This window comes from Curtobacterium sp. PhB142, from assembly GCF_004341255.1.
In the GTDB taxonomy this organism is placed as follows: Bacteria; Actinomycetota; Actinomycetes; order Actinomycetales; family Microbacteriaceae; genus Curtobacterium.
The window spans coordinates 117,785-142,563 of the sequence record NZ_SLUT01000002.1; the positions used below are offsets into that span (position 1 = coordinate 117,785).

Below are 24,779 nucleotides of genomic sequence, written 5' to 3' on the forward strand. Positions count from 1 at the left end.
TGTTCGCGACGATCCACGCGTCGATCGACGCGTGGATCGTCGCAAACGTGGTGCGCGCCCGGAACCGCGCCCCGCTACTCGGTCGCCTCGGCCTCGGACAGCTCGCGCCGCCCGCGGTACGTCCGGGCCCGCAGCGTGACCACGACCGCCGACGCGACGATCGCGATGCCCGAGCCGACGAGCACGGCGAGCACGCCCTCGTCGAGGATCTCCTCGTTCCGGGCGAACGCGAGCTCGTTCATGAGCAGCGAGACCGTGAACCCGATCCCACCGAGCACCCCGACGGTGATGATCGAGAAGAACGACAACGACGACCGCCCTGGTGAGCGGAAGATCCGCGTGGCGACCGCGCCGAACAGCGTGATCCCGATGACCTTGCCGACCGGCAGCGCGATGACGACGGCCCAGAACGTGGGCGAGAGCTCGCCGATGCCGACGGCGGGGATGACCACCGCGGCCGACGCGAACGCGAACACCGGCAGCACGATCGCGTTCGACCACGGCTCGACGTTCTCGTGCAGGGTGTGGCCCGGACGGCGGGGGAGCACGAGCCCGAGCGCGACGCCGGCGATCGTGGCGTGCACGCCGGAGTGGTAGACGAGCCACCACGTCAGGAGTCCGACCACGACCATCGCGACGATGAGCAGCGTCTGCCCGTTGCGCCCCGGACGGAGCATCCGGCCGAGCAGCCAGAACACCGCGAGCGTGACGACGGCACCGGCGAGGGCCAGGAAGTCGGTGTCATGTGCGAACACGACGGCGATGATGATGATCGCGATGAGGTCGTCGAGCACCGCGAGTGCGAGCAAGAACACCCGGATGCCGCTCGGCAGCCCGCGACCGAACATCGCCAGGACACCGAGGGCGAACGCGATGTCGGTCGCTGTCGGGATCGGCCAGCCGTGCGTGTACTGCGTGCCCGCGGTGACGAGCAGGTAGATGCCCGCCGGGACGAGGACGCCGCCGACCGCCGCGATGGCGGGGATGATCGCGGTCTTGGGGTTCGACAGCTCGCCGTCGACGAGCTCCTGCTTCAGCTCGATCGCGACGAGCAGGAAGAACACCGCCAGCAGGCCGTCGCTGATCCAGTGCGCGATCGACAGGTCGAGACCGAGGGCACCGAGTGGCAGGTGTGCGTCGAGCAGCCGTTCGAGGCCGGGGCCGACGGGTGAGTTCGCGACGACCAGGCCGAGCACGGCGGCGGTCAGGAGCGCGATGGCGCTGAAGCGGGGGGAGCGGACGAGGGACGACATGGATCTCCGTCTCGAGGGGTCGGGTGGTAGTCCGTCGACCAGACTTCCCGACACACCACGACCAGCATACGTCGGTGAGACGATGGCGCGATGACCGCCGTACCGGACCTCGTGACCGTCGTCGACCGCCTGCTCGCCGAGGACGGGGGCTGCGTCTGGAACCGGGCGCAGACCCATGCCACGCTCGCGCGCTACGCGGTCGAGGAGTCCTACGAACTCGTCGACGCCATCGACGGCGGCGACCCGGACGACGTCCGCGAGGAGCTCGGCGACGTCCTGTACCAAGTCGTACTGCACGCCGGGATCGCCGAACGCGCGGGGGAGTTCACCCTGGAGGACGTCGCCGCCGGGGTCCGCGACAAGATGGTCCGTCGACACCCGCACGTGTTCGGCGACGAGACCGCGGACACGGTCGACGACGTGGTCCGGTTGTGGCGCGCGGCGAAGGCGGCGGAGAAGTCGGCCCGGACGAGCGCCCTCGACGGCGTCCCGCGCGCGATGCCGCCGCTGGAGCGGGCCGTCAAGCTGCTGGAGCGCCTGGAGGAGCACCGTGCGGCCGACACGGCCGTCGCGTCGGTCGTGGCCGCCGACCGGGAGGCCCGTGACACGTCCGCAGCATCGGCTGCGGCACCCGGAGCGGGGACGACTCGGGCATCGGTCCAGTCTCCGACGCCGGCCGACGGTGCGGGGGCGGTCGACCCGGCGTGGGGGATCGCGATGCTCGAGGAGGTCGCCGGAGCGGTGCGGGACGGGATCGACCCGGTCGCGAGTCTCCGTGCTGCGGTCGCTGCGCTCGAGGAAGCCGGCCGCGCGGCGGAGTGAGTGCGCGGGGAGCCGCGGAGTGTGTGCGCGGGGAGCCGCAGGGTGTGTGCGCGGGAAAAGAGAAGGGCGCCCTCCTAACCCGAAAAAGGAGGGCGCCCGTGAGCGGGTGGGCACACCCCCAGGGAGAGGTGTGCACGCAGAACCCGCTCGGGTCGCGGGGCACACTGCAGCACGGTGCCCACGCGATCGGTCCGGAGAGTGGATCAGGCACGCTCCGAACCGAGGTACTGAATGCAGTATGCCAGTAGGGCGCATGCCGCGCAACTCGTCGATGCGAATCTGCCAGACTTGACGCCATGGCGACGACCGTGACGGCACCCCGTGGCATGCGCGACTTCCTCCCGGCGGACAAGGCTCGACGCGAGCACGTGCTCGGTGTCGTCCGCGACGTCTACTCGCGGCACGGGTTCGACGAGATCGAGACCCCCGTGGTCGAGGACGCCGCGCGGCTGCACTCCGGGCTCGGCGGCGACAACGAGAAGCTGGCGTTCGCGGTCATGAAGCGCGGGCTGAGCACCGAGGACCTGCAGGCTGCCCAGGCGCCGCTCGACCTCGCTGACCTCGGGCTCCGGTTCGACCTGACCGTGCCGCTCGCCCGGTTCTACGCCTCGCACCGCGCCGAGCTGCCCTCGGTGTTCCGATCGGTGCAGATCGCGCCGGTCTGGCGCGCCGAGCGTCCGCAGAAGGGGCGCTACCGCCAGTTCGTGCAGTGCGACATCGACATCCTGGGGGAGCCCGGGCAGCTGGCCGAGATCGAGCTCATCCGCGCCACGACCGCAGCGCTCGACGCGCTCGGGGTGACCGGCACCACGATCCGCATCAACGACCGGCGGATCCTGCTGACCCTGCTGGCGTCGTGGGGCATCGCGGACCCCGCTGCCGCCGACCGCGCACTCATCACGGTCGACAAGCTCGACAAGATCGGCCCGGACGGCGTCGCCGCCGAGCTCCGCAGCACCGTCGGACAGGAGCTGCCGGGGCTCGAGGACACCATCCGTGCGCTCGAGGCAGCGGACTGGACCTCGGTCGAGGGTGCTGCGTGGCTCGACGCCGAGGCGTTCGCCGACCTGCTGCGCCTGCGGGAAGCGCTGCCCGGTGTCGACCTGCGCTTCGACCCGACGCTCGTGCGCGGCATGGGCTACTACACCGGCACGATCTTCGAGGTCGCGCACCCCGACTTCGGCTACAGCCTGGGCGGCGGCGGTCGGTACGACGGCATGATCGGTCGGTTCCTCGGGCAGGACGTCCCCGCGGTCGGCTTCTCGCTGGGCTTCGAGCGCCTGGTCGACCTCGTGACACTCCCGGAGTCCGCCGAGTCGGACGCCGTGGTGCTCGTCTACGACAAGGACGTCGACCCGGTCCGGCTCGCGGCCCTCAAGACCGAGGCGCTCGCATCGCACCGGCGCGTGCGGCTCGAACGGCGCACCAAGAACACGAAGAACCTGCTCGCCGGTCTGGCCGCGCAGGGGTTCTCCGCCTTCGCGACCGTCGGCGCCGACACGACGTCGCTCGAGGGTGTGGAGTTCCGCCCGCTCGACTGAGTTGTCCACACCGGGCGTCACGGTCGACGTCGTGTTCACCTCGGCTCGCTAGGATCGGTCCCGCAAACACCACAACCAATGTGTAGGGAGTACCCCGTGGCCCTGATCGATGCCGTAGGCGCACGCGAAGTCCTCGATTCCCGAGGCAACCCGACGGTCGAGGTCGAGGTCCTCCTCGACGACGGCGTCGTGTCCCGCGCGCTCGTCCCCTCCGGTGCCTCCACCGGCGCGTTCGAGGCGTACGAACTCCGCGACGGCGATGCCTCGCGCTACGGCGGCAAGGGCGTGCTCAAGGCCGTCGACGCCGTCCTCGACGAGATCGGCCCGGCGCTCGAGGGCTTCGACGCCACCGACCAGCGCCTCGTCGACGCCGCGCTCATCGAGCTCGACGGAACCGAGAACAAGTCCCGCCTCGGCGCGAACTCGATCCTCGGGGCCTCGCTCGCCGTGGCCCGTGCCGCTGCCGACTCGGCTGACCTGCCGCTGTTCCGCTACCTCGGCGGCCCGAACGCGCACACGCTGCCCGTTCCGCTGATGAACGTCGTCAACGGCGGTGCCCACGCGGACACCAACGTCGACATCCAGGAGTTCTTCCTCGTGCCCTACGGCGCCGAGTCGTTCTCCGAGGCGCTCCGTTGGGGCGTCGAGACCTACCACGCCCTCAAGGGCGAGCTGAAGAAGCAGGGCCTCGCGACCGGCCTCGGCGACGAGGGCGGCTTCGCGCCGGAGCTCGCGTCGAACCGTGCGGCGCTCGACTTCCTGCTGACCGCGATCGAGAAGGCCGGCTACACCCCGGGCAAGGACATCGCCGTCGGCCTCGACGTCGCGTCCACCGAGTTCTTCCACGACGGCAAGTACTCGTTCGAGGGCAAGCAGCTCTCGAGCCAGGAGTTCACCGCGTACTTCGCCGACCTCGTCGCGAACTACCCGCTCGTCACGATCGAGGACCCGCTGGCCGAGGACGACTGGGAAGGCTGGTCGCACCTGACCGCCGAGCTCGGCGACAAGGTCCAGATCGTCGGCGACGACCTGTTCGTCACCAACCCGAAGCGTCTGCAGCGGGGCATCGACGAGAAGGCCGCGAACTCGATCCTGGTGAAGGTCAACCAGATCGGCACGCTCACCGAGACCCTCGACGCGGTCTCGCTCGCGCACCGTCACGGCCTCACCTCGATCCTGTCCCACCGCTCCGGCGAGACCGAGGACACCACGATCGCGGACATCGCGGTCGCGGTCGACGGTGGTCAGATCAAGACCGGTGCACCGGCTCGTTCGGACCGCGTCGCGAAGTACAACCAGCTGCTCCGCATCGAGGAAGAGCTCGGCGACGCCGCGGTGTACGCCGGTCGCTCGGCCTTCCCGCGCGCCAAGTCACTGTAAGCAGCTCGGCCAGCAGCACCGGCACCACCGAGACGCCGTCCTCTCCCGAGAGGACGGCGTCTCGTCGTGTGCGGACCTCGATCGGTCGCAAGACGTCGGCCGACCCGGAGCCATCCGACGGGACGTGACCGCCGGACGTGCGCCGGGCGGTGTGTGGTGACCACTCCGGGTACGGGATGGACGGGCGGACCGCACCCGCGCCTCCCGGCAGCATCGATCGGACGACGCGAGTCGCTGAGAGGCCACCGAACGGCCGCGTGCCGGGCGTTCCCACCGCGTCGGTCGGGTTATCGTCGGGACGTGCCCAGCCAGAAGCCCCGTGTCCGCCGCGTCCCCGTGGCGATGCCCGACGGCAGCACGTCGGCGCAGCCCTGGTACCGCTCGATCCACTTCTCCGGGTTCAGCCTGCTGATGCTCGCGATCATCGTGCTCTTCGTCGTGGTGCTCGCGCCGTCCCTCCGCACGCTCATCCAGCAGCAGGAGCAGATCGCCCAGCAGCAGCGTGAGGTCGCGAGCCAGAAGGCCGACGTCACGCAGAAGAAGAAGGACGTCGCCCGCTGGGACGACCCCGCGTACATCGAGGCGCAGGCGCGCGACCGCCTGCTCTACGTGTACCCGGGCGAGGAGAGCTACCTCGTGATGGGCGCCGAGGACCGGAAGGCCGAGACCACGCCGACGACGGACTCCGGCACGCCCGTCAGCACGAAGGTCCAGACGCCGAAGGTGGACTGGGTGCAGGCGATGCTGTCCTCGGTGCTGCAGTCGGGGCTCACCGACGAGACCGCTGCCGACCTCGTGGCCCCGGACGTCTCGGGCACCGGCGAGAGCAAGTAGCACCGAACCGGACCCGTCCGGCGCGACGGTGCGCGGGGTACCGGGTCTCCGGTAGGCTCACGTTCCCGTGACGACCCCTCCCTTCGACCCGCCCTCCGACCGCGACGTCCAGGTCGTGTCGGCGCAGCTCGGCCGACCGGCACGCGACGTCATCGGGATCGCAGCACGGTGCGTCTGTGGCAACCCCACGGTCGTCTCCACGAAGCCCCGACTGTCGAACGGCACCCCGTTCCCGACGTTCTACTACCTGTGCCACCCCGCGGCCACCGCCGCGGTCAGCACCCTCGAGGCCAACCAGGTGATGCCGGAGCTGGCAGCACTGCTCGAGGACGACTCCACCGCGGCCGCGTACCTCGCGGCCCACGAGTCCTACCTGGCCGATCGCGAGTCGATCGAGCACGTCGACGAGATCGTCGGCATCAGCGCCGGTGGCATGCCCACCCGTGTGAAGTGCCTGCACGCCCTCGTCGGTCACGCCCTCGCCGCCGGACCCGGCGTCAACCCCATCGGTGACCTCGCGCTCGAGCGCGCGGACTGGTCGCCCTCCCGGTGTGAGTGCCGGGCGTATGATGACGGTGCAGACGCTGGAGTCGGGGCGGGTGGCGGCGAAGTCTGACTCGACTCCGAAACCCCCATCCAAGGAGATCATCCCCCGTGCCCAAGATCCTCGTCGTCGGCGGCGGTTACGCCGGTTTCTACACCGCATGGAAGCTCGAGAAGCACCTTCGCCAGGGCGAAGCCGAGGTCGTCATGGTGGACCCGCTGCCGTACATGACGTACCAGCCGTTCCTGCCCGAGGTCGCTGCCGGTTCGATCGAGCCGCGTCACGCGGTCGTCTCGCACCGCCGCCACCTCAAGAACACCCGCGTCGTCACCGCGAAGGTCACCAAGGTCGACCACGCGACGAAGACCGCCACGATCACGCCGACCGAGGGCGAGGCGTGGGAGGAGTCCTACGACCAGATCGTCATGACCGCCGGCGCGGTGTCTCGCACGTTCCCGATCCCGGGTGTCGCGGACGAGGCCATCGGCCTCAAGACGATCGAGGAAGCCGCGGCGATCCGCGACAAGATCCTCACGAACTTCCACAAGGCGGCGAACCTGCCGGCCGGTCCCGAGCGTGACCGCCTGCTGACCGTCGTCGTCGTCGGTGGTGGCTTCGCCGGCATCGAGGTCTTCGCCGAGCTCCGCTCCTTCGTCACCGACCTGCTGAAGAGCTACCCGCAGCTCTCCTTCGACGAGACGCGCTTCCACCTGGTCGAGGCGATGGGCCGCATCATGCCCGAGGTCTCGCTCGAGACCTCGCACTGGGTGCTCAAGAACCTCGCGCAGCGCGGTGCGAACGTGCACCTCGAGACCCAGCTGGCCTCGGCCGTCGGTGGCGTCTGCGAGCTCAAGACGAGCGACGGCGCGATCGAGAAGATCGAGTCCGACCTCATCATCTGGACCGCCGGTGTCATGGCGAACCCGATGGTCAAGGGCACCGACTTCCCGCTCGAGCAGCGCGGTCGCATCCGCGTGCAGCCCGACCTGCGCGTCGTCGACGACAACGGCGTGATCGCGGACGCATGGGCCTGTGGCGACGTCGCAGCCGTGCCGGACCTCACCGGTGGTGGCGTCGGCGGCTTCTGCGTGCCGAACGCCCAGCACGCCGTCCGTCAGGCGAAGCAGCTCGCGAAGAACCTGGTCGCGACCATCCGTGGCGAGGCCACGACCGACTACAAGCACGAGAACCTCGGCGCCGTCGCGGGCCTCGGTCTCGGCATCGGCGTGTTCCAGTCTGGCAAGTTCGCCATGAAGGGCTTCCTGGCGTGGGGCGCGCACCGCGGCTACCACGGCATGGCGATGCCGTCGTGGGAGCGCAAGTGGCGCGTCATCGGCGACTGGGTCGGTGGCTTCTTCCTGGGCCGCGACATCGCGTCGCTCGACGACCGTGAGACCCCGCGCGCTGCGTTCGAGGCCTTCGCGTCCCGTCCGAAGCCCGCGGCCGAGGCCCCGGCAGCTCCGGCCGCCGCTCCGGCTCCGGAAGAGGGCAAGCCCGCTGGCGCCGCCGGCCCGGCGTACGGCGAGCCCGCCAAGGACGTCTCGAACGAGGCCGAGCCCGTGAAGGCCGAGGCCGCAGCGGACGCCAAGTAGCACCAGCAGCACCACGCAGAGGCGGTCACCCTTCGGGGTGGCCGCCTCTCGTCGTCGAGCGCATCGGTAGGCTGTTGCGGCCCGCCCCCGTGGCCCAATCGGTAGAGGCATGCGACTTAAAATCGCCGAGTTGTGGGTTCGAGTCCCACCGGGGGTACCAGTGCGCGTCCCGCGAAAGCGACAGTCTGCCGCCAACCGTTCGCGGCACACTGTCGCCCTGGCGGGCAAGACGGCGCGACCGCGGGTGCATCTGTCGCTTCGGCGGGTGTGAACCGGCCCCAGCCCGGCCGGGAGGCCCGTGGCGCGCCCGCACCGCGCCTCCCGTCCGTTACACGCGTGCGTCCCGCGAAAGCGACGTCGTGCCGCCAACCGTTCGCGGCACGACGTCGCTTTCGTGGGCAGGACGGCGCGTCCGTGCGGACAACTGTCGCTTTGACGCGCGCGAACCAGGTCCGCGCACGAACATGTCCGGCCAATCCAACTTAGGGTTGCCTAACCTAACTCCTGTCCCTATGCTCAGGGAGTTAGGTAAGGCTACCCAAACTTGGAGACCACCCGAATGTACCTGTCCTCTCCTCGCGCTCGGCGTCTGGCCGCCGGCGCGACCGCCGTCGCCCTCGGCGCGACGATCGCCGCGGCCGCCGCGCTCGGCGCTGCCCCCGCGAACGCCGCCTCCGCCGACGTCACCGACGCGTCGCTGTCCTGGAGCCTCAGCAACGAGGCCAACGCCGGCGCCTACTTCGGCGGCTGCAACTTCCTGTCCGCCGGGGTCGCCGGCAACTCGGGCTCCTCGGCTCCGTGGACCACGACCAACCCGTCGCCCGGCTACGCCGCGTCGGCCGGCAACGTCTCGATCGCCTACCCGAAGGCCGCGGGCGGCACCTCGACCCCGACCTTCGCCACGAAGTGCCAGACCGGCGACGGGACCACGGTCCGCCCGGGCACCACGACCGCCGGCGTCCTGACGCTCGCCGCGGGTACGGGCACCGTGGACGCCGCAGCCGGCACCGCGGACATCGCGTGGGACGGCGGCTTCACGGTCGCGTTCTACGGCGGCCTGACCTACTGGTCCGCCGAGGACCCGGAGCTGCACGTCGCAGCGGACGGCACGGGTGAGCTCACGGCGACGGTCTCGGGCTACGCGGCCTCGCGCGACGGGGGCAGCTGGGCGCCGCTGACGCCGCGCACCGTGCACCTCGCGACCCTCACCGACGTCGACGTCACGAGCTCGGGCATCACCGTGAGCCCGGACTGGCAGGGCGTCGAGCCCGCGTCGGCGACGAGCCTGAACAAGACGAACGCCGACTGGGGTTCGTGGCCGGCGGACTTCGTCGACTTCCAGAACGAGACCGGTCAGAGCTCGTACTGGTACACGTCCGGCGCGAACGACGCCGCGGCCAAGAAGCCGCAGCCGATCTCGATCGCCTACACGGCGGCCGAGGCACCCACGCCCGAGCCGACCGAGCCGAGCGAGCCCGGCACGCCGGAGCCCACGACCGAGCCGAGCGAGCCCGGCACCCCGGACCCCACGAACGGCCCGACGACCGGCCCGACCACCGGCCCGACCACGGAGCCCACCACCGCGCCGACGACCCCGGCCCCGTCGATCAGCACCGGTGGCACCACCACCTTCACGGTCGGCGACTCGGTGCCGCTGCGCGCCGAGGGCCTGCCGGCAGCGTCGGAGTACTCAATCGTCATGCACAGCGACCCCGTCGTCCTCGGCACCGTGACCACGGACGCCGACGGGGCCTTCGCGACCTCGGTCGTGATCCCCACGGGAACCCCGGCCGGAGCGCACACCATCGCGGTGGAGTCCTCGGACGGCACCGCCGTGGTCTCGCTCGCCATCACGGTCACCGCGGACGGCACCGTCGTCGTCGACCCGATCGACACCACCACGGCCGTCACCACCGGCGCAGCCGTGAACACCGGAGGCACCGTCTCCGGCACCTCGGCCCTGCCGTGGATCGGGCTGTCGGCCTTCGGCGTCGTCGCCCTCGGCTCGGTCGCGTTCATCGCGTACCGCCGCCGCGTCACCCAGCAGGACTGACGCACCGGGATCCGCGGGGCGGTCGACCCCGCCACGCGGATCCCGGCACCCAAGTGTCGGACGGGAGGCGCGCCTCCCGTCCGACACGTCCGTCACCACCCCGGAACGGAAGATGACCGCCCCACGCACCCGACCGCGCACCGCGCTGCTCTGGACGACCGCCGTGCTCGCCGCGGCGTCCCTCGTCGTCGGCGTGGTCGGTGTGGTCACCGCGACCACCGGAGCGGCCTCGCCGACGGCGATCACCGGCACGTCGCTCGACGGCAAGCAGGTCACGCTCGACCCGGGCGAGTCGGGGACGGCGGCGTCTGCGTCGAACGCGGTCGCCGACACCGGTGCGCAGCTCGTGGTGCCGTCGGTCGGGCTCGAGGTGCCGCTCGGCGAACTGGACGCCGTCGACGGGCAGATCACGCCGCCGGGGTTCAGTGAGGCCTACCGGGTCCGCAACCTGGGGGTCCCGCTGGCGGACCGCGCGGACGGCACCGTGTTCGTCGTCATGCACTCGCTGCGGAACGGTGCGATCGGACCGGGTAACCTGCTCATCGACGTCGACGGGCAACGCTCCGAGGTCGTGGTCGGCAGCAGCGTCCGGGTCGGCGACGCGCGGTGGACGGTGACCGGTTCCGAGCGGATCACGAAGGCGACCGTGGCCGCCGATGCCGACGTGTGGGCGGACGAGCCCGGCCGGCTCCTGCTCATCACGTGCCTGCAGCGGCCGGACGGTTCCGCCTCGGTCGACAACGTGGTCATCGAGGCCACGCTCGATCGCTAACATCGCCTGCGTGGTCGGACTCGGAAGCGCACTCGCGAACCTGCAGAACGCCCTCCGTCGGCCCGAGGCCCACGTCGAGGTCGTCGACGGCGAGACCGTCCCCGTCGGCATGCTCCTCGGCACACTCGGTGCGCTGCTGCTCGACGCGGGCAGCTCCGTCACCGACGTCCGCTCGGCGCTCGAGAAGGCCCGCGACGCCGCCGGGGTCGGTCCGACCCTGGCGATCGGGGTGCTGCCGGCGCTCGTGATGGTGAGCGAGGTCTCGACCGGTGCGGCGACGATCGTGAACGCCGAGGGCGTCGAGCTGTCGTCGCGACAGGCCGCACGGGCGAACCGGGTCGTGCTCGGGTTGGAGAGCGGCTCCATCGCCCTCGCCGAGATCCCCGCGCGGGTCCGGGCCATCCGTGCCGGCACCGTGCCGCCGCCCGCGTTGCCGTGGATCCTCGGCAACGCACTGACCTCCGCCGGGCTCGCCGTCGTGTTCCGGTGCCCGTGGTGGGCGATCCTGCTCGCGCTCCTGGTCGGTGCGCTCGTCGGGGTCATCGGACTGCTGCTCCGGCGCTTCCGCGAGGCCGTCGCGATCATCCCGTTCCTGGCGGCCTTCGTGTCGACGGCCATCGTCGGACTCGTCGCCGCGGGTGCCGGGTTCGAGCAGGTCCCGCTGTTCGCCGTGTGCGCTCCGGTGGCGGTGTTCGTCCCCGGTGCCCTCATCACCAACGCCCTGCTCGAACTGACCGCCGCGGACATCGTGACCGGGTCCTCGCGGCTGGTCCAGGGGCTCATCATGCTCGGCTTCATGGCGGCCGGCATCGCCTCGGGCAGTGCGCTGACCGGGCTGCACGTCGACCCGTCCTCGGCGGCGCTCGTCGGCGAGGTCGCCGGCGTCGGCACGGACCTGGCCGGGTGGGAGTCCGTGCCGTCCTACTGGGTGTCGTGGGTCGCCGTGGTGGTCCTGGCGGTCGGCCTCGGCCTGGTGTTCCGGTCGGGCTGGCGGCTGACGCTCGTGTCGGTGGCCGTCATGGTCACCGCCTACGCCCTGGTGAGCGGGACGACGCCGGTGTGGGGGAGCGTCGTCGCGACCGGGGCGACGGCGGCCCTGTTGTTCGTCGCGACGCGGTTGCTCGAGCGGCTCGTGCCGGCGATCCCGGCGACGGTGTCGTTCTTCCCGGCGTTCCTGCTGCTCGTCCCCGGGACCGTCGGGCTGGTGGCGGTGGCCACGTTCGACCCCGAGTCCCTCGCGACACCTCTGGCGACCTTCGTCAGCCTGTGCATCGGGACGAAGATCGGTGGGTTGCTGCCGGGTCTGTTCGCCCGGAACGCGCCGAGCCACACGTAGCGCCGCCCGGGGGTACGTGGGCGTTCCTGGCGGGATCGGGCGTACCTGGTCGGAAGTTTCGACCAGGTACGCCCGATCCTGCGGAGCACCGCACGCGGCATGGGAAGGAACGCACGCAGGCACGGCCGTGGACGCGACCGGCTGACGGACGGGAGGCGCGGGGCGGGGCCGCCACGGGCCTCCCGTCCGGCGCCACGCACGTGCAGAGCGCGCTACGGCTCGAGCAGTCGGCCCGCCGCCTGGTCCTCCGCTGCCGTCGCCTTGGCGAGGTAGTGCACCTTCTTGCCCGTCGCGTTGTAGGGCAGCTCGTCGACGAAGCGGTACCGCCGCGGCCGCTTGTAGCGGGCGAGCCCGGGGTGCGAGCCCGTCCACTCCTCGAGCTCGGCGGCGGCCGCGACGTCGTCGTCCGGTAGCCGTCCCGCTGCACGGACCACGTACGCCGTGACGACCTCGCCCCAACGCTCGTCCGGGATCCCGACGACGATCGAGTCGGCGACGCCCGGGTGCTCCTGCAGTGCGGCCTCGACCTGGACGGGGTGGACGTTCTCGCCGCCGGAGATGATCATGTCGTCCTTGCGGCCGACGATCGTCACCCGTTCGTGCTCGTCCCACGTGGCGAGGTCGCCGGGGTAGAACCAGCCGTTCGCGAACTTCTCCGCCTCGAGCCCCGGGTTGCGGTACGAGTAGCCGGACTTCACGGTCCGGACCGCGAACTCGCCGATCTCGGAGCCGTCCTTCGGCACGGTGTCGCTCGGGTCGGCCAGGCGGTCCTCGTACACGCGCACCACGGCGACGTCGTCGTCCGTCGATGCTCGTCCGGTGGAGCCGGCACCGTCGGGGAAGTCCTCAGGACGCAGGAACGTGTTCCAGAAGGTCTCGGTCGTCCCGTAGCCGTTGAAGATCCGCGGGGACAGGAGCTCCTGGTAGCGGAGTGCGGCGGCGCGGTCGAGCGGGGCACCCATCGTGACGATGCCGTGCAGGGACGACAGGTCGCGGGGCCGGGCCTCTTGCGCGTTCGCGAGCTGCACCAGGTTCGGCGGCGCACCGATCAGGAACGTCAGCCGCTCGGACTCGACCAGGTCGAGCACCCGCTCGGCGTGAAGTGCCGCAGGGTGGTGAGCTCGGCGCCGACGTAGAACACCGGGTTCGGGCCGCCCGAGTACAGGCCGCCACGGTGGAACAGCGGCGACATGTTGAGCGTCTTGTCGAAGGGGCCGAGCGGGAAGTGCATGACGACGTCGTGGGCGCTGAGCACCTCGACCAGGCTCGGCAGGGGCACCGGCTTCGGTCGCCCGGTGGTGCCGGAGGTGTAGAGCCGGGTGGTCTCGTCGTAGGTGCTGCGGGGCTCGGTCGCGGCGAGTTCGGCGGGCGTGACGGGGTCGGCGGCGAGGAGGGCGGTGAACGCGACGCGCGCGTCGTGTGCGGCGTGGTCGTCGTCGTGTGTGGCGTGCGCGGCATGGTCGTCGTGGTGCGCTGCGTGGTCGTCGCCACCGACGACGACGATGTGGTCCGGACGGTGCGGCGCGGTCTCGAGCGCTCGGGCGATGTCGTCGCCGCGTACCGCGTCGTGCACCAGCACCACGGGCGCGGAGTCCTCGATGATGAAGGCGACCTCGTCGGGGGCGAGCCGGAAGTTCGTCGGCGAGAACACCGCGCCGATGCGGTGGCACGCCAGGTAGAGCATCGCGAACTCGGGTGAGTTGAACAGCTCGACCATCACGACCGAACCGCGACCGGCACCGTGCCGGACGAGCCACCCGCCGATGTGGTCGACGACGTCCCCGAGTTCCGCGTAGGTCCACGACCGACCCGTGTCCGGGTCGCGCAGCGCGGGCCGGTCCGCGAAGCGGTGGGTGTTCCGCGCGAAGCCGTTCGCGTACGAGTAGCTGCCCTCGAACACCTCGCGGAACCGCGTCGGGTCGTAGTCGGATCGGGTCTCGGTCATCATCGCTCCCTGGGGCGGTCGAACGGCGCGTCACGCACCGATCGTCACTGTATCCGCCGCGCGGGGACGGCGGACGGGAGGCCCGGTGCGGGTCAGGCGGCCGCGTCCGGTCGCGCGGTGCGCGCCCAGAACCAGGCCCCGATCGCGCCCGCCACGCAGGCCGCGCCGACCGCGCCGAGCAGCACCGGCGACGCGTGGGTCCCCGCGGGACCCGAGTAGACCGCGGCGGTGAGCGCGACCGCGACGACCGCCAGTGCCACGTACCGTGCACGCGAGGCCATCAGGACCGCACTGCCGGCGGAACCCGCGAACGGCAGCAGCGTCGCGACGACGGCACCGACCCCGCCGACGCACAGGGTGATGGCGAACTCCGACGTCAACGCGGACCAGAAGCCCCCGCCCGCGGTCAGGCTGTGGAGCACCCACCCCGCGGTCGCGAGCCCGAGCAGCGCGATCGTCCGCCAGGTCGCGCTCCGGGCACCGGCGGCGATCCCGGAGCCGAGGCGCAGTGCGGCGGTGTCCAGGTCGGGGCGTCCCGACGGCACGAGCACCATCCCGACGATCAGGGCGGGGGAGAGGTCCGCGGCCCGCGTGATCCCGCACGCCACGAGCGCCGCGAGCACCAGCCACGGGGACACCCGGAAGCCCACCGCACGGTGGTCGGGCCCGGCCGCCCACCGGGTCACGAGCACCACGGCTGCCGTGAGCACCGCGGTGCCGAGCAGCACGGCGATGGCGAGGCGGACGTAGCGGGCCTCGAGCGAGACGCCCACGCCGAGCAGCGTGCACAGGACGGCGACGGCCACCGCGACCGTGATCGACACCCAGGTCGGCAGCACGTCGTCGGACCCGGAGCGGTCCGAGCGCGAGCGGTTCCGCCCGAGCAGTCCGGCGAAGGGCGAGCGGATGCGCCCGCGGGCAGCGGCGGCGACGAGCGCGAGGGGTGCGGCGATGAGCAGGAGGAACCCGGCGGCGACGGCCGTGGCGATCAGGACGGTCCGCCAGGAGAACGCGGCCTGGATCGTCGGCACGGTGCGGTCGTAGGCGGTGGCGGCGGTCCAGTCGCCCGCGGGGCCCGACCAGTCGGTGTGGCCGCCGGAGCCTGCGGCCCCGGGGGTGCTCGTGCCGGTCGGGTCGGTGCCGTCACCGGGCGCTGCCGCCGATCCGGGGCCGTCGTCGCCGGTGCCGCCGGCGTTCCCGGTTCCGGTGCCGGCCGGGGTCCCCGCGTCGCCGGGGGTCTGGCCGTCACCCGGTGCGGTCGTGGTGCCGGTTCCGGCTCCGGTGCCGTTGCCGTTGCCGTTGCCGTTGCCGGTGCCGGTGCCGGTGCCGTTGGTCGGTGCGTCCCCGCCGGTTCCGGAGGTGCCGGGGGTGCCGTTCGGGGTGCCCGAGGTCGACCACACGGTGACCTGCACGGCAGCGGACGACCGCGAGTAGTTGCCGGCTGCGTCGTGCTGCGTCGCGGTGAGGTCGTGTCCGCCGGCCCGCAGCTGCGACCCCGCGGTGGAGCAGGACCACGAACCGTTCGCAGCGACCTCGGCCCGGCAGACGGGTGCGCGGTCGACGTAGACGGTCACGTCGGCGCCGGGTTCGCCGGTGCCGCGGACGACCGTGGCGCGCGACCCGACGCGGTCGCCGTCATCGGGTGCGGTGATCCGCGGAGCAGCCGGTGCTGTGCGGTCGACCGTGATCCGCACCGGGGCCGAAGACGCACTGCGCAGGTCGGAGCGGTAACCGCGCGCCGTGCTGGCGGTCTGCGAGGCGGTCACGGTGACGGTCGCGTCGGGCCGCAGCGCGAGCGAGGTCACCCACCGACCGTCCGGGCCGACCGGGGCGGTCTGCTGCGTCGACGATCCGGAGACCGACAGCACCACGGTGGAACCGGGGAAGCCCGTGCCGGAGAGCGCGCCGCTGGTCGGGTGGTCGGACGCGATGGTCGGCGGCACGATGACGTCGGAGGCCGGGGCGCTCGCGGGCGGCTCGCTCGGCGCGGTGACGTCCCGCACCGTGAAGACCTGCTGCGGACCCGACCGCACCGTACCGAGGCACGACCACGAACCGTTCGCCTGCACCTGGGCCGAGCACCCGGTCGAACCGGTCGACGCGGGGCCCGCGACGCGGACGACGTGCGCCGGGGTCCCGGTGCCGTGGAACCGGGCGGTGCTGCTCGTCACGTCCCCCGGGTCGGCGATGGTCGGTGCGACGGGCGGTCGCCCGGTGGACGCGGGCGGGGGCGTGGGGGTGCCGGGGCGCCCACTGCTCGGCGGGCCCACGAGTTCGCCCGGGGCAGGGGTCGCGGTGCTCGCGGCGCGGACGGGTTCGGTGGTCGCTCGATCGTGGGCCGCTGCGCCGGCGAACGCGGGGGCTGCTGCCACCGCCAGGAGCGCCGCGGCGAGAACGGCGGTGGCCGAGGCGAGCGCGACGAACCGGGCACGACGACGAGGGCCGTCGCCCCCGACGGCCCGGTCGTCCACGTTGTCCCCTCGCGTGCTCACCGGCTCCATCCCACGTGATGTGGGCCGCTGGGTCAATACACCTCGCGGATGATGTCCCGCATCCGGTCGTGTTGGCCCCGCAGCCCGAACGCCCGGTGTGCGTGACTCGGGAATCGCCCGTGAACCCTGGCGGTCGACGTGAGCACCGCGGACGCGTCGGTAGACTTCACGACGGCCGTTCAGGCCACGCAGCACCGCGGATCCGAACGCGAGAAGGAGCACCCACGCATGGACACCGGACTCGTCACGACGCTGATCGTCGTCGGAGTGGTGGTGGTGATCCTGGTCATCATCGGGATCTACCTCTGGGTGACGTACAACTCGCTCGTCACGCTCAAGGTGCGTGTGGACGAGGCCTGGAGTGACATCTCGGTGCAGCTCAAGCGGCGCGCCGACCTGATCCCGACCATCGTCGACTCGGTCAAGGGGTACGCCACCCACGAGAAGGCCGTCTTCGACGACGTCACCAAGGCGCGCTCCGAGACCCTGACGGCCGGTGACGCCGGAACGGCCTCCGCCGCCGAGGGGCACATGCAGAAGGCGCTGAAGAGCGTGTTCGCGGTCGCCGAGGGGTACCCGCAGCTGCAGTCGAGCCAGAACTTCCTGCAGCTGCAGACCGAGCTCGTCGACACCGAGGACAAGATCCAGTCCGCCCGGCGCTTCTACAACGGTGGCGTGCGCGAGCTCAACACGAAGATCCGGGTCTTCCCGAACTCCACGTTCGCCAAGCGGCGGGGCTTCGCCGAGGCGACGTTCTTCGAGACCGCCGAGCCGGCAGCCATCGCCGAGCCGCCGCGCGTCCAGTTCTGACCCCAGCCTCGCAGCTGCCGTGTACAGCGCCATCGCGCGGAACAAGCGCAACACCGTCGTCATCGTCCTGGTCTTCCTGCTGGTCATCGGCGCACTCGGGTTCCTGGGTGGCTACCTGGCGGGCAACGTGTCGATCGGCGTCATCGTGCTCGCCGTCGCCCTGGGCTACGCGGTGCTGCAGTACTTCTTCGCCGCTCGGCAGGCGACCGCCATCGCCGGTGGCATCGAGATCGACCGCACCACCGAACCACGGCTCTGGCGGACGGTCGAGAACCTGGCGATCTCGACTGGCATGCCGATGCCCAGCGTCTACGTCATCCAGGACCCGTCGCCGAACGCCTTCGCCACCGGGCGCGACCCGGAGCACGCCGTGGTCGCGGCGACGACCGGGCTGCTCCAGATCATGGACGACCAGGAGCTCCAGGGTGTGATGGCCCACGAACTCGGGCACGTCCGCAACTACGACATCCGGGTCTCGACGATGGTGTTCGGGCTGGTGGTCGCCGTCGGCCTGATCGCCGACGTGCTCCTGCGCATCTCGATCTTCAGCGGCCTGTCCGGCGGCCGGAACCGCAACTCGGACAACGGCGGTGGCGCGAACCCGGTGCTGCTCATCGCCGGCATCGTGGCCGTCGTCGTGGCACCGATCGCCGCGGCGGGCGTGCAGGCCGCGGTGTCCCGGCAGCGCGAGTACCTCGCCGACGCCACCGGTGCGATGACGACCCGTCACCCTGAGGGCCTCGCCCGGGCGCTCGAGAAGCTCGGCGCGTACGGCCGTCCGATGCAGACGCAGAACTCGTCGATGGCGCACCTGTGGATCGCCGACCCGATGCGCCCCGGTGTGATGGACCGGCTGTTCTCGACGCACCCGCCGCTGCCGGACCGCATCGCACGGTTGCGGGCGAACGCCGACCGCTTCTGACGCCGGTCAGGCCTCGACGGCGTCGAGCTGCTCCGTGGGTTCGGGGGCATCGGCGTCGTCGACGGCTTCGTGCGGGACCAGCGGGACGCCGAGCGCCCCGGCGACCGCGGTCGCAGCCGTGCCCCGATCGGTGACCTCGACCTCGTCGAGTCCCTGCCACGCGGCGGTGCGTCGGAGGGTCTCGGCCAGCCGCTCGGCATCGAGGTGCTCGCCGGGCTCCTGCCACGCGGTCCGGACCCGCAGCACGCCACGCTGCCGGTCGCTCTTCAGGTCGACCCGGCCGACGAGGCGGTCGTCCTGCAGCACGGGCAGCACGTAGTACCCGAACACCCGCTTCGGCGCCGGTGTGTAGATCTCGATCCGGTAGTGGAACCCGTACATCCGCTCCGCCCGTCGGCGGAACCACACGACCGGGTCGAACGGGCTGAGCACCGCGTCGGCGGTCAGTTGCCGGGGCACCCGGGCATCGGGGTGGAGCCAGGCCCGCTCACCCCAGCCCTCGACCCGCACGGGCAGGAGCTCGCCGGCGGCGGTGAGCTCCGCGATGGCGGCGGCGGTGTCGTCCGACCGCAGTCGGTAGTAGTCGGCGATGTCCGCTCGGGTGCCGACGCCGAGGGCGCGGGTGGCGTGCCGGACGAGTTCGAGCACGGCTGCAGCGCGCGGCGGGGCCGTCTCGAGGAACCCGGCCGGCAGGACCTGCTCGGGCAGGGCGTACACGCGCTCGAAGCCCGACCGTCCGGCGCTCACGGCCTCGCCCCAGCGGAACATCTGCTCGAGCCCGAGTTTCACGTCGCTCCAGCCCCACCACGGACCACGGCGGACGTTCGACTCGTGCTCGACCGCACTGGCCCGCATCGGCCCCTCGGCACGCAGGAGCGCGTGCAGCTCGCGTCGGACCCCGGCGGTGCGGGTGACGCCGTCGATCCGGGTCGGACCGGCGTCGCGCTCCCGAAGAGCGTCCATCCGCCAGCGGAACAGCCGCAGGTCGTCGCGCGGAATGAGGGCTGCCTCGTGCGCCCAGTACTCGGTGTAGGGCCCGGACCGGCCGAGGGTCAGTCGGTCGAGCGTGGACCGGTCGTACGCCCCCAACCGTGCGAAGAGCGGCAGGTAGTGGCTGCGCTCGAACACGTTCACCGAGTCGATCTGCAGCAGCCCGAGTCGGGCGAACGCAGCGTTCACCGCACGCGTCGAGACCGCCGTCGCCGGTGGTCGACCGAACCCCTGCGCGGCGAGTGCGACGCGGCGGGCTTCGGCGGCGGAGAGCGAGGACCTGACCATGCGCCGACGCTACCGAACCCCGCCGACAGCGCGGCGTCGGAACGTATGCCGTATCTGGAACGTGAGGACGTGTGGATCGCTAGGATCGGCCCATGGCCTGGGGAAAAAAGACACCGCACGCGGATCCCGTCGTCGTCGATGACGCGGTGCCGCCCGGCATGCGGATCGCCGGTGCGTGGTCGTGGCGGATCCTCGTCGTGGTCGGCGTCGTCGCGGTGGTCATCTACCTGGTCACGCTGTTCAGCGAGATCCTCATCCCGTTCCTCATCGGCATCGTCGTCGCCGCGCTCCTGGTCCCGCTGTCGAACTGGATGCAGCGCCACCACGTGCCGAAGTGGCTCGCCGTCATCGTCAGCCTGGTCGGTGGGCTCGCCGCCGTCGGGGCGCTCATCTGGCTCGTCGTCGACCAGATCGCCGCCGCCTACCCGTCGCTCCGCGACCGAACCCTGTCGCAGTACGACAACATCCGCGACTTCGTGCTCAGCTCCGGGCTCGGGATCAGCCAGAAGGACCTGAACTCCTACCTCAACCAGGCGACCGACTGGCTGCAGAGCAACTCCGGCTCGATCCTGTCCGGAGTGGCCAGTGCGGGGTCGTCGCTGACGCACATCCTCACCGGCCTGTTCATCGTCATCTTCACGGTGATCTTCCTGCTCATCGACGGCAAGAACGTCTGGCGCTGGACGGTCCGGCTCTTCCCGAAGAACGCCCGCAGCGCGATCGACGGCGCTGGCGTCGCCGGCTGGACGACGTTGACGAGCTTCATCCGGGTGCAGATCTTCGTCGCGTTCGTCGACGCCGTCGGCATCGGCCTCGGTGCGTTCTTCCTGCAGCTGCCGCTCGTCGTGCCGATCGCGGTCTTCGTGTTCCTCGGGTCGTTCATCCCGGTCGTCGGCGCGATCGTCACCGGGTTCCTGGCGGTGTTCGTCGCCCTGGTCTTCAACGGACCGGTGGCGGCGGTGATCATGCTCGGTGTGATCCTGGTCGTGCAGCAGGTCGAGGGACACATCCTGCAGCCGCTCGTCATGGGCAGCGCCGTCAAGGTGCACCCGCTCGCCGTCGTCCTCGGGGTCACCGCGGCGTCGGGTCTCGCGGGCATCGCGGGCGCGTTCTTCGCCGTCCCGCTCATCGCCACCGTCAACTCCATGGTCACGACCATCTCGAGCGGACGCTGGAAGACGATGGACTCCGACCACGTGCTCGAAGCCAAGCAGGAGGCGCACGACGAGAACGTCCGTACCAAGCGCCGGCGCAAGATCCTCAAGCTGCGCAAGCGGCGTGGCGACGTCCCGAAGCCGGGCACCGACGAGCAGCCGACCGCGGTCAAGGGGACGGCAGGCTGACGCTGAACGATCCCTCGTGTCACGGGTTCGCCGCGGACGCCCGGAACGACGATGATGGGGGAGTGACCGACACCAGCGCCTCCCAGCACACGCTCGCCGCGATCCCCACCCTCGCGGACATCGAGACGGCGCGGGAGACCATCTCGGGCGTCGCGCGCGTCACCCCGATGGAGACCTCGCAGTTCCTGGCTGAGCTGCTCGGGTCGCCCGTGCACCTGAAGTGCGAGAACCTGCAGCGCACCGGCGCGTACAAGGTCCGCGGCGCCTACAACCGCCTGTCGACCCTGTCCGAGGAACAGCGCGCCAAGGGCGTCGTCGCGGCCAGCGCCGGCAACCACGCCCAGGGCGTCGCCCTCGCCGCCCGCGAGCTCGGCATCCCGGCGACGATCTTCACCCCGGTCGGCGTCGCGCTGCCGAAGCTGCAGGCCACCCGCCACTACGGCGCCGAGGTCGTCCTGCGCGGCCACTCGGTGGAGGAAGCCCTGAGCGCCGCCAAGGACTTCGCCGCGCACACCGGCGCGGTCTTCATCCCGCCGTTCGACCACCCCGCCGTCATCGCCGGCCAGGGAACGCTCGGCCTCGAGATCATCGACCAGGTGCCCGACGTGGACACCGTCGTCGTGCCGATCGGCGGCGGCGGGGTCATCTCCGGCATCGCCCTCGCGGTCAAGGGCATGGCCGAGCGGCTCGGACGACCGATCAAGGTCATCGGGGTGCAGGCCGAGAACGCCGCTGCCTACCCGTCGTCGATCCGCGCCGGCGAGCCCGTCACCATCACGACGACACCGACGATCGCCGACGGCATCGCGGTCGCCCGCCCCGGCGACCTGAACTTCCCGATCATCCGCGACCTGGTCGACGACATCGTCACGGTCTCCGACGACGACACTGCCCGCGCCCTGCTCGTGCTGCTCGAGCGTGCGAAGCTCGTGGTCGAGGCCGCCGGAGCCGTCGGTGTCGCCGCGATCATGTCCGGCGCGGTCCGCGACACCGGGCGCACCGTCGTGCTGCTGAGCGGCGGCAACATCGACCCGCTCATGATGGAGCGCGTGATCACCCGGGGTCTCGTCGCCGCGTCGCGCTACATCGGCATCCGTATCATGCTGCCGGACCGTCCCGGCCAGCTCGCCCGGGTGGCCCAGGTGATCTCGGACGCCGGCGCGAACGTGGTCGAGGTCCTGCACACCCGCCACGGACAGGGCCTGGTCATCAACGAGGTGGCCCTCGACCTGTCGATCGAGGCGCGTGGCCCCGAGCACGCGCAGGAGGTCATCCAGCGCCTGCACGAGGTCGGCTTCCGCCCGGAGCTCCTCGAGCACTAGCCCTGCGACGATCCACGGGTCGTTCGACGCGTGTCCTGTCGGATCCGTGGTGCGCCCCGGCGGGCGGGGCCGTGGACGCGACCATCGGACGGACGGGAGGCCCGTGGCGGTGTCGCCCCGGGCCTCCTGTCCGTCTGTGGTGCTGCCTACGGCTCGTAGCGCTCGATCTTGACGACCTCGACCGCGATCTCCTTGCCGTTCGGCGCCGTGTAGGTGGCCTTGTCGCCGGCCTTGAGGCCGACGATCGCCGCGCCGACGGGGCTGACCGGGCTGTAGACCGTCAGGTCGGAGCCCTCGGCGACGATCTCGCGGCTGCCGACCAGGAACGTCGACTCGTCGCCTGCGATGACCGCGGTGACGACGGTGCCGGGCTCGACCGTGCCGTCGAAGACCGCTTCGCTGACGGTCGCGTGCTTGAGGAGGTTCGTGAGGACGCGGATGCGCGCCTCGATCTTGCCCTGCTCGTCCTTGGCGGCGTGGTAGCCGCCGTTCTCCTTGAGGTCGCCCTCTTCGCGAGCGGCCTCGATGCGGCGCGCGATCTCGGCACGGCCCTCGCCGCTCAGCTCGTCGAGCTCCGCCTGGAGACGGTCGTGCGCCTCCTGGGTCAGCCAGGTGACCTGCGTGTCGTTGCTCATCTTCTGTCCCTTCGACCATGAAAAAACGAGACCGGCCGAGTGGTCGGTCTCGAGAGGCGAATCAGGACAGTCTAGGGAATCCAGCAGTCGTGGATCAAGCCGGTGACGCCACGGGTCGTGGTCGTCACCTCGGTGCTGACACTGCGGGTGCGCTGCTCGGACGGGGCGAGGGTGATCTCCTTCCAGCCCACGATCGAGTAGCTCTTGTCGAGGACCTGGACGGCGCACTTCGCCCGGACACCCGGGTCGACGGAGACCTGCGAGTGCACGACCGTGCTGTGCTGGGAGAGGACCTCGTACCCCACGACGTCGTCGGTGAGGCCGCGGTCGGACTGGTCGAGACCCGCCCAGATCACCCAGGCGGCGAAGACCACGACCACGGCGATGGCGGCGGTGATCGCGACGGCCTTGCTGCGGCGCGCTTGGGCCGGGGTGCGGCCGTAGCGGTCGTCGAGGGTGGCGGTGTGGTGCTGTTCGGACAGTTCGGGGCTCCCGGGGTGATTATCCTGATCCCAGGGTAGTTCACGCGTCGCTGTGTGCTGCCCGCGTCCCACACGGACCACCCGGGTCCGCCCACCGTGCTCGTCCCCCGCTCACCCCACGTGAGGAAGTCCCGTGCCGTACCGCTTGCTGGCCGTCCACGCCCACCCCGACGACGAGTCGAGCAAGGGGGCGGCGACCGCGGCGAAGTACGTGGCCGAGGGGCACGAGGTGCTGGTCGTCTCCTGCACCGGGGGTGAGGCCGGCGACATCCTCAACGACCAGCTCGGCGAGCCCGCGACGAGCCGTGCGCACCGCGACATGGCCGGGTACCGCCGTGGTGAGATGGCCGCCGCGCAGGCAGCCCTCGGCATCGACCACCTGTGGCTCGGCTACCACGACTCCGGACTGCCCGACGCCGAGAAGGGCGAGACCGTCAGACCCGGCACGTTCTCGACCGTGCCGCTCGAGTACAGCACCGAGGCGCTCGTCCGGGTGATCCGCCGGTTCCGCCCGCACGTGCTCGTCACCTACGACGAGAACGGCGGCTACCCGCACCCCGACCACATCCGCACGCACGAGGTGTCCGTCGCCGCCTGGGCAGCTGCGGCCGACCCCGCTGCGTACCCCGCGGCCGGCGAACCGTGGTCGATCGCGAAGCTCTACTACGAGCGCACGATGAACCCGCGCCGCTTCCGGACGATCTTCGAGGCACTGCAGGACCGCGACCCGGACAGCCCCGCGATCGAGCAGCTGCGCGAGTGGGTGGAGCGGTTCGCCGACCGGCCCGACCTCGCCACCACGCACGTCGACGTGCACGAGTACTTCGACCAGCGCGACGCCGCGCTCCGTGCCCACGCCAGCCAGGTGGCGCCGGACAGTGCGTTCTTCTACTGGCCGAACGACCTCCTGGCCACGGTGTGGCCGACCGAGGACTACCAGCTCGTGGAGGCCCGCGTGCCGACCGAGCTCCCGGAGACCGATCTGTTCGCCGGGATCCCTGCCGACAAGGAACCGACCCCGTGAGCTCCATCGCGGCGGCACTCGCCGCCACCCCCAGTCCCAGCCCCAGCGTCGTGCCGGACGTGAACGTCACCCCCGGTGTCGTCGGGTTCATCGCCATCGCGCTCGTGGCCGTCGCGACGATCGTGCTGGTGGTGGACATGACCCGGCGCATCCGACGGACGCGCTACCGGTCGGAGATCCGCGAGCGTCTCGAGGCGGAAGCGAACGGCACCGCGGTCGACGGTCCGGCGACGGACGAGTCGGAGCGGCGTGCGGCCGAGGACGGCCGAGCCGACGTCGGGGACGACACCGAGCGCGGTTGACGCGCTAGCGCCTGACGGAACCGGGCGTACCTGGGCGGATCGGGCATACTTGGTCGAAAGTTTCGGGTGAGTACGCCCGGAACGACCAGGCATCGCG

General features: G+C 71.4%; 21 protein-coding genes, 1 tRNA gene and 1 pseudogene. 16 read left to right on the forward strand and 7 right to left on the reverse strand.

Annotated features, from left to right (window positions below):
* Positions 1–74: 74 nt before the first annotated feature.
* Entirely contained in the window at positions 75–1,253 is a 1,179-nt protein-coding gene (gene nhaA, locus EDF31_RS03965; protein ID WP_131845279.1) for a Na+/H+ antiporter NhaA, read from the reverse strand.
* Positions 1,254–1,343: 90 nt separating this feature from the next.
* Here nhaA and EDF31_RS03970 point away from each other — a divergent pair, with 90 nt between their 5' ends.
* The 10 genes from EDF31_RS03970 (at position 1,344) to EDF31_RS04015 (ending at position 12,127) form a co-directional block, all read left to right on the forward strand.
* Positions 1,344–2,075, forward strand: coding sequence for a MazG family protein (locus EDF31_RS03970; protein ID WP_131845280.1), 732 nt, complete (start codon positions 1,344–1,346; stop codon positions 2,073–2,075).
* Positions 2,076–2,371: 296 nt separating this feature from the next.
* A complete protein-coding gene (gene hisS, locus EDF31_RS03975) occupies positions 2,372–3,616 on the forward strand; it encodes a histidine--tRNA ligase (protein WP_123294733.1) in 1,245 nt (414 codons plus the stop codon).
* A 96-nt stretch (positions 3,617–3,712) separates the two neighbouring features.
* A complete protein-coding gene (gene eno / locus EDF31_RS03980; RefSeq protein WP_131845281.1) occupies positions 3,713–4,996 on the forward strand; it encodes a phosphopyruvate hydratase in 1,284 nt (427 codons plus the stop codon).
* A gap of 300 nt (positions 4,997–5,296) precedes the next feature.
* Complete coding sequence (locus tag EDF31_RS03985) at positions 5,297–5,830, forward strand: septum formation initiator family protein (protein ID WP_111084824.1); 534 nt, start codon at positions 5,297–5,299, stop codon at positions 5,828–5,830.
* A 67-nt stretch (positions 5,831–5,897) separates the two neighbouring features.
* Complete coding sequence (locus EDF31_RS03990; protein WP_131845282.1) at positions 5,898–6,446, forward strand: DUF501 domain-containing protein; 549 nt, start codon at positions 5,898–5,900, stop codon at positions 6,444–6,446.
* Between the two features lie 38 nt (positions 6,447–6,484).
* On the forward strand, positions 6,485–7,966 hold the full coding sequence (locus EDF31_RS03995) for an FAD-dependent oxidoreductase (protein ID WP_131845283.1): 1,482 nt from the start codon (positions 6,485–6,487) through the stop codon (positions 7,964–7,966).
* Positions 7,967–8,049: 83 nt separating this feature from the next.
* A tRNA-Leu gene (locus EDF31_RS04000) sits at positions 8,050–8,126 on the forward strand.
* A gap of 384 nt (positions 8,127–8,510) precedes the next feature.
* Positions 8,511–10,019, forward strand: coding sequence for a hypothetical protein (locus EDF31_RS04005; protein ID WP_131845284.1), 1,509 nt, complete (start codon positions 8,511–8,513; stop codon positions 10,017–10,019).
* A 112-nt stretch (positions 10,020–10,131) separates the two neighbouring features.
* Positions 10,132–10,791, forward strand: a complete 660-nt coding sequence (locus EDF31_RS04010) for a class F sortase (protein ID WP_131845285.1) — start codon at positions 10,132–10,134, stop codon at positions 10,789–10,791.
* Positions 10,792–10,801: 10 nt separating this feature from the next.
* Positions 10,802–12,127, forward strand: a complete 1,326-nt coding sequence (locus EDF31_RS04015) for a threonine/serine exporter family protein (RefSeq protein WP_123294738.1) — start codon at positions 10,802–10,804, stop codon at positions 12,125–12,127.
* Positions 12,128–12,339: 212 nt separating this feature from the next.
* On the opposite strand, the gene EDF31_RS20285 is transcribed toward EDF31_RS04015, so the two are convergent.
* The 3 genes and pseudogenes from EDF31_RS20285 to EDF31_RS04025 all read right to left on the reverse strand — a co-directional run bounded on the left by EDF31_RS20285 (position 12,340) and on the right by EDF31_RS04025 (position 16,564).
* Positions 12,340–12,693, reverse strand: coding sequence for a hypothetical protein (locus tag EDF31_RS20285; protein WP_243649894.1), 354 nt, complete (start codon positions 12,691–12,693; stop codon positions 12,340–12,342).
* 258 nt (positions 12,694–12,951) lie between these two features.
* Positions 12,952–14,075, reverse strand: a pseudogene (locus EDF31_RS04020) (AMP-binding protein); the annotation flags it as partial.
* A gap of 89 nt (positions 14,076–14,164) precedes the next feature.
* Positions 14,165–16,564: an Ig-like domain-containing protein gene (locus EDF31_RS04025; protein ID WP_131845286.1), complete on the reverse strand. Its 2,400-nt coding sequence runs from the start codon at positions 16,562–16,564 to the stop codon at positions 14,165–14,167.
* 228 nt (positions 16,565–16,792) lie between these two features.
* Here EDF31_RS04025 and EDF31_RS04030 point away from each other — a divergent pair, with 228 nt between their 5' ends.
* Both EDF31_RS04030 and EDF31_RS04035 read left to right on the forward strand, forming a co-directional pair.
* On the forward strand, positions 16,793–17,374 hold the full coding sequence (locus EDF31_RS04030) for a LemA family protein (protein ID WP_131845287.1): 582 nt from the start codon (positions 16,793–16,795) through the stop codon (positions 17,372–17,374).
* 19 nt (positions 17,375–17,393) lie between these two features.
* The gene (locus EDF31_RS04035) at positions 17,394–18,296 is read left to right on the forward strand and encodes a M48 family metallopeptidase (RefSeq protein WP_131845288.1); all 903 of its coding nucleotides are present in this window, start codon (positions 17,394–17,396) and stop codon (positions 18,294–18,296) included.
* A gap of 6 nt (positions 18,297–18,302) precedes the next feature.
* Here EDF31_RS04035 and EDF31_RS04040 read toward each other — a convergent pair whose 3' ends face one another.
* Positions 18,303–19,574, reverse strand: coding sequence for a crosslink repair DNA glycosylase YcaQ family protein (locus EDF31_RS04040; RefSeq protein WP_131845289.1), 1,272 nt, complete (start codon positions 19,572–19,574; stop codon positions 18,303–18,305).
* Positions 19,575–19,666: 92 nt separating this feature from the next.
* On the opposite strand from EDF31_RS04040, the gene EDF31_RS04045 reads away from it, so the two are divergent.
* Both EDF31_RS04045 and ilvA read left to right on the forward strand, forming a co-directional pair.
* The gene (locus EDF31_RS04045) at positions 19,667–20,917 is read left to right on the forward strand and encodes an AI-2E family transporter (protein ID WP_131845290.1); all 1,251 of its coding nucleotides are present in this window, start codon (positions 19,667–19,669) and stop codon (positions 20,915–20,917) included.
* Positions 20,918–20,979: 62 nt separating this feature from the next.
* Positions 20,980–22,239: a threonine ammonia-lyase gene (gene ilvA, locus EDF31_RS04050; RefSeq protein WP_131845291.1), complete on the forward strand. Its 1,260-nt coding sequence runs from the start codon at positions 20,980–20,982 to the stop codon at positions 22,237–22,239.
* A 146-nt stretch (positions 22,240–22,385) separates the two neighbouring features.
* Here ilvA and greA read toward each other — a convergent pair whose 3' ends face one another.
* Positions 22,386–22,874, reverse strand: coding sequence for a transcription elongation factor GreA (gene greA / locus EDF31_RS04055; protein ID WP_111084815.1), 489 nt, complete (start codon positions 22,872–22,874; stop codon positions 22,386–22,388).
* 71 nt (positions 22,875–22,945) lie between these two features.
* Complete coding sequence (locus EDF31_RS04060; RefSeq protein ID WP_131845292.1) at positions 22,946–23,437, reverse strand: DUF4307 domain-containing protein; 492 nt, start codon at positions 23,435–23,437, stop codon at positions 22,946–22,948.
* A gap of 52 nt (positions 23,438–23,489) precedes the next feature.
* On the opposite strand from EDF31_RS04060, the gene mca reads away from it, so the two are divergent.
* Both mca and EDF31_RS04070 read left to right on the forward strand, forming a co-directional pair.
* Complete coding sequence (gene mca, locus EDF31_RS04065) at positions 23,490–24,380, forward strand: mycothiol conjugate amidase Mca (protein WP_123294744.1); 891 nt, start codon at positions 23,490–23,492, stop codon at positions 24,378–24,380.
* The gene (locus EDF31_RS04070) at positions 24,377–24,682 is read left to right on the forward strand and encodes a hypothetical protein (protein ID WP_111084812.1); all 306 of its coding nucleotides are present in this window, start codon (positions 24,377–24,379) and stop codon (positions 24,680–24,682) included. Before mca ends, EDF31_RS04070 begins: the two co-directional genes overlap by 4 nt.
* The last annotated feature ends 97 nt before the right edge of the window (positions 24,683–24,779 follow it).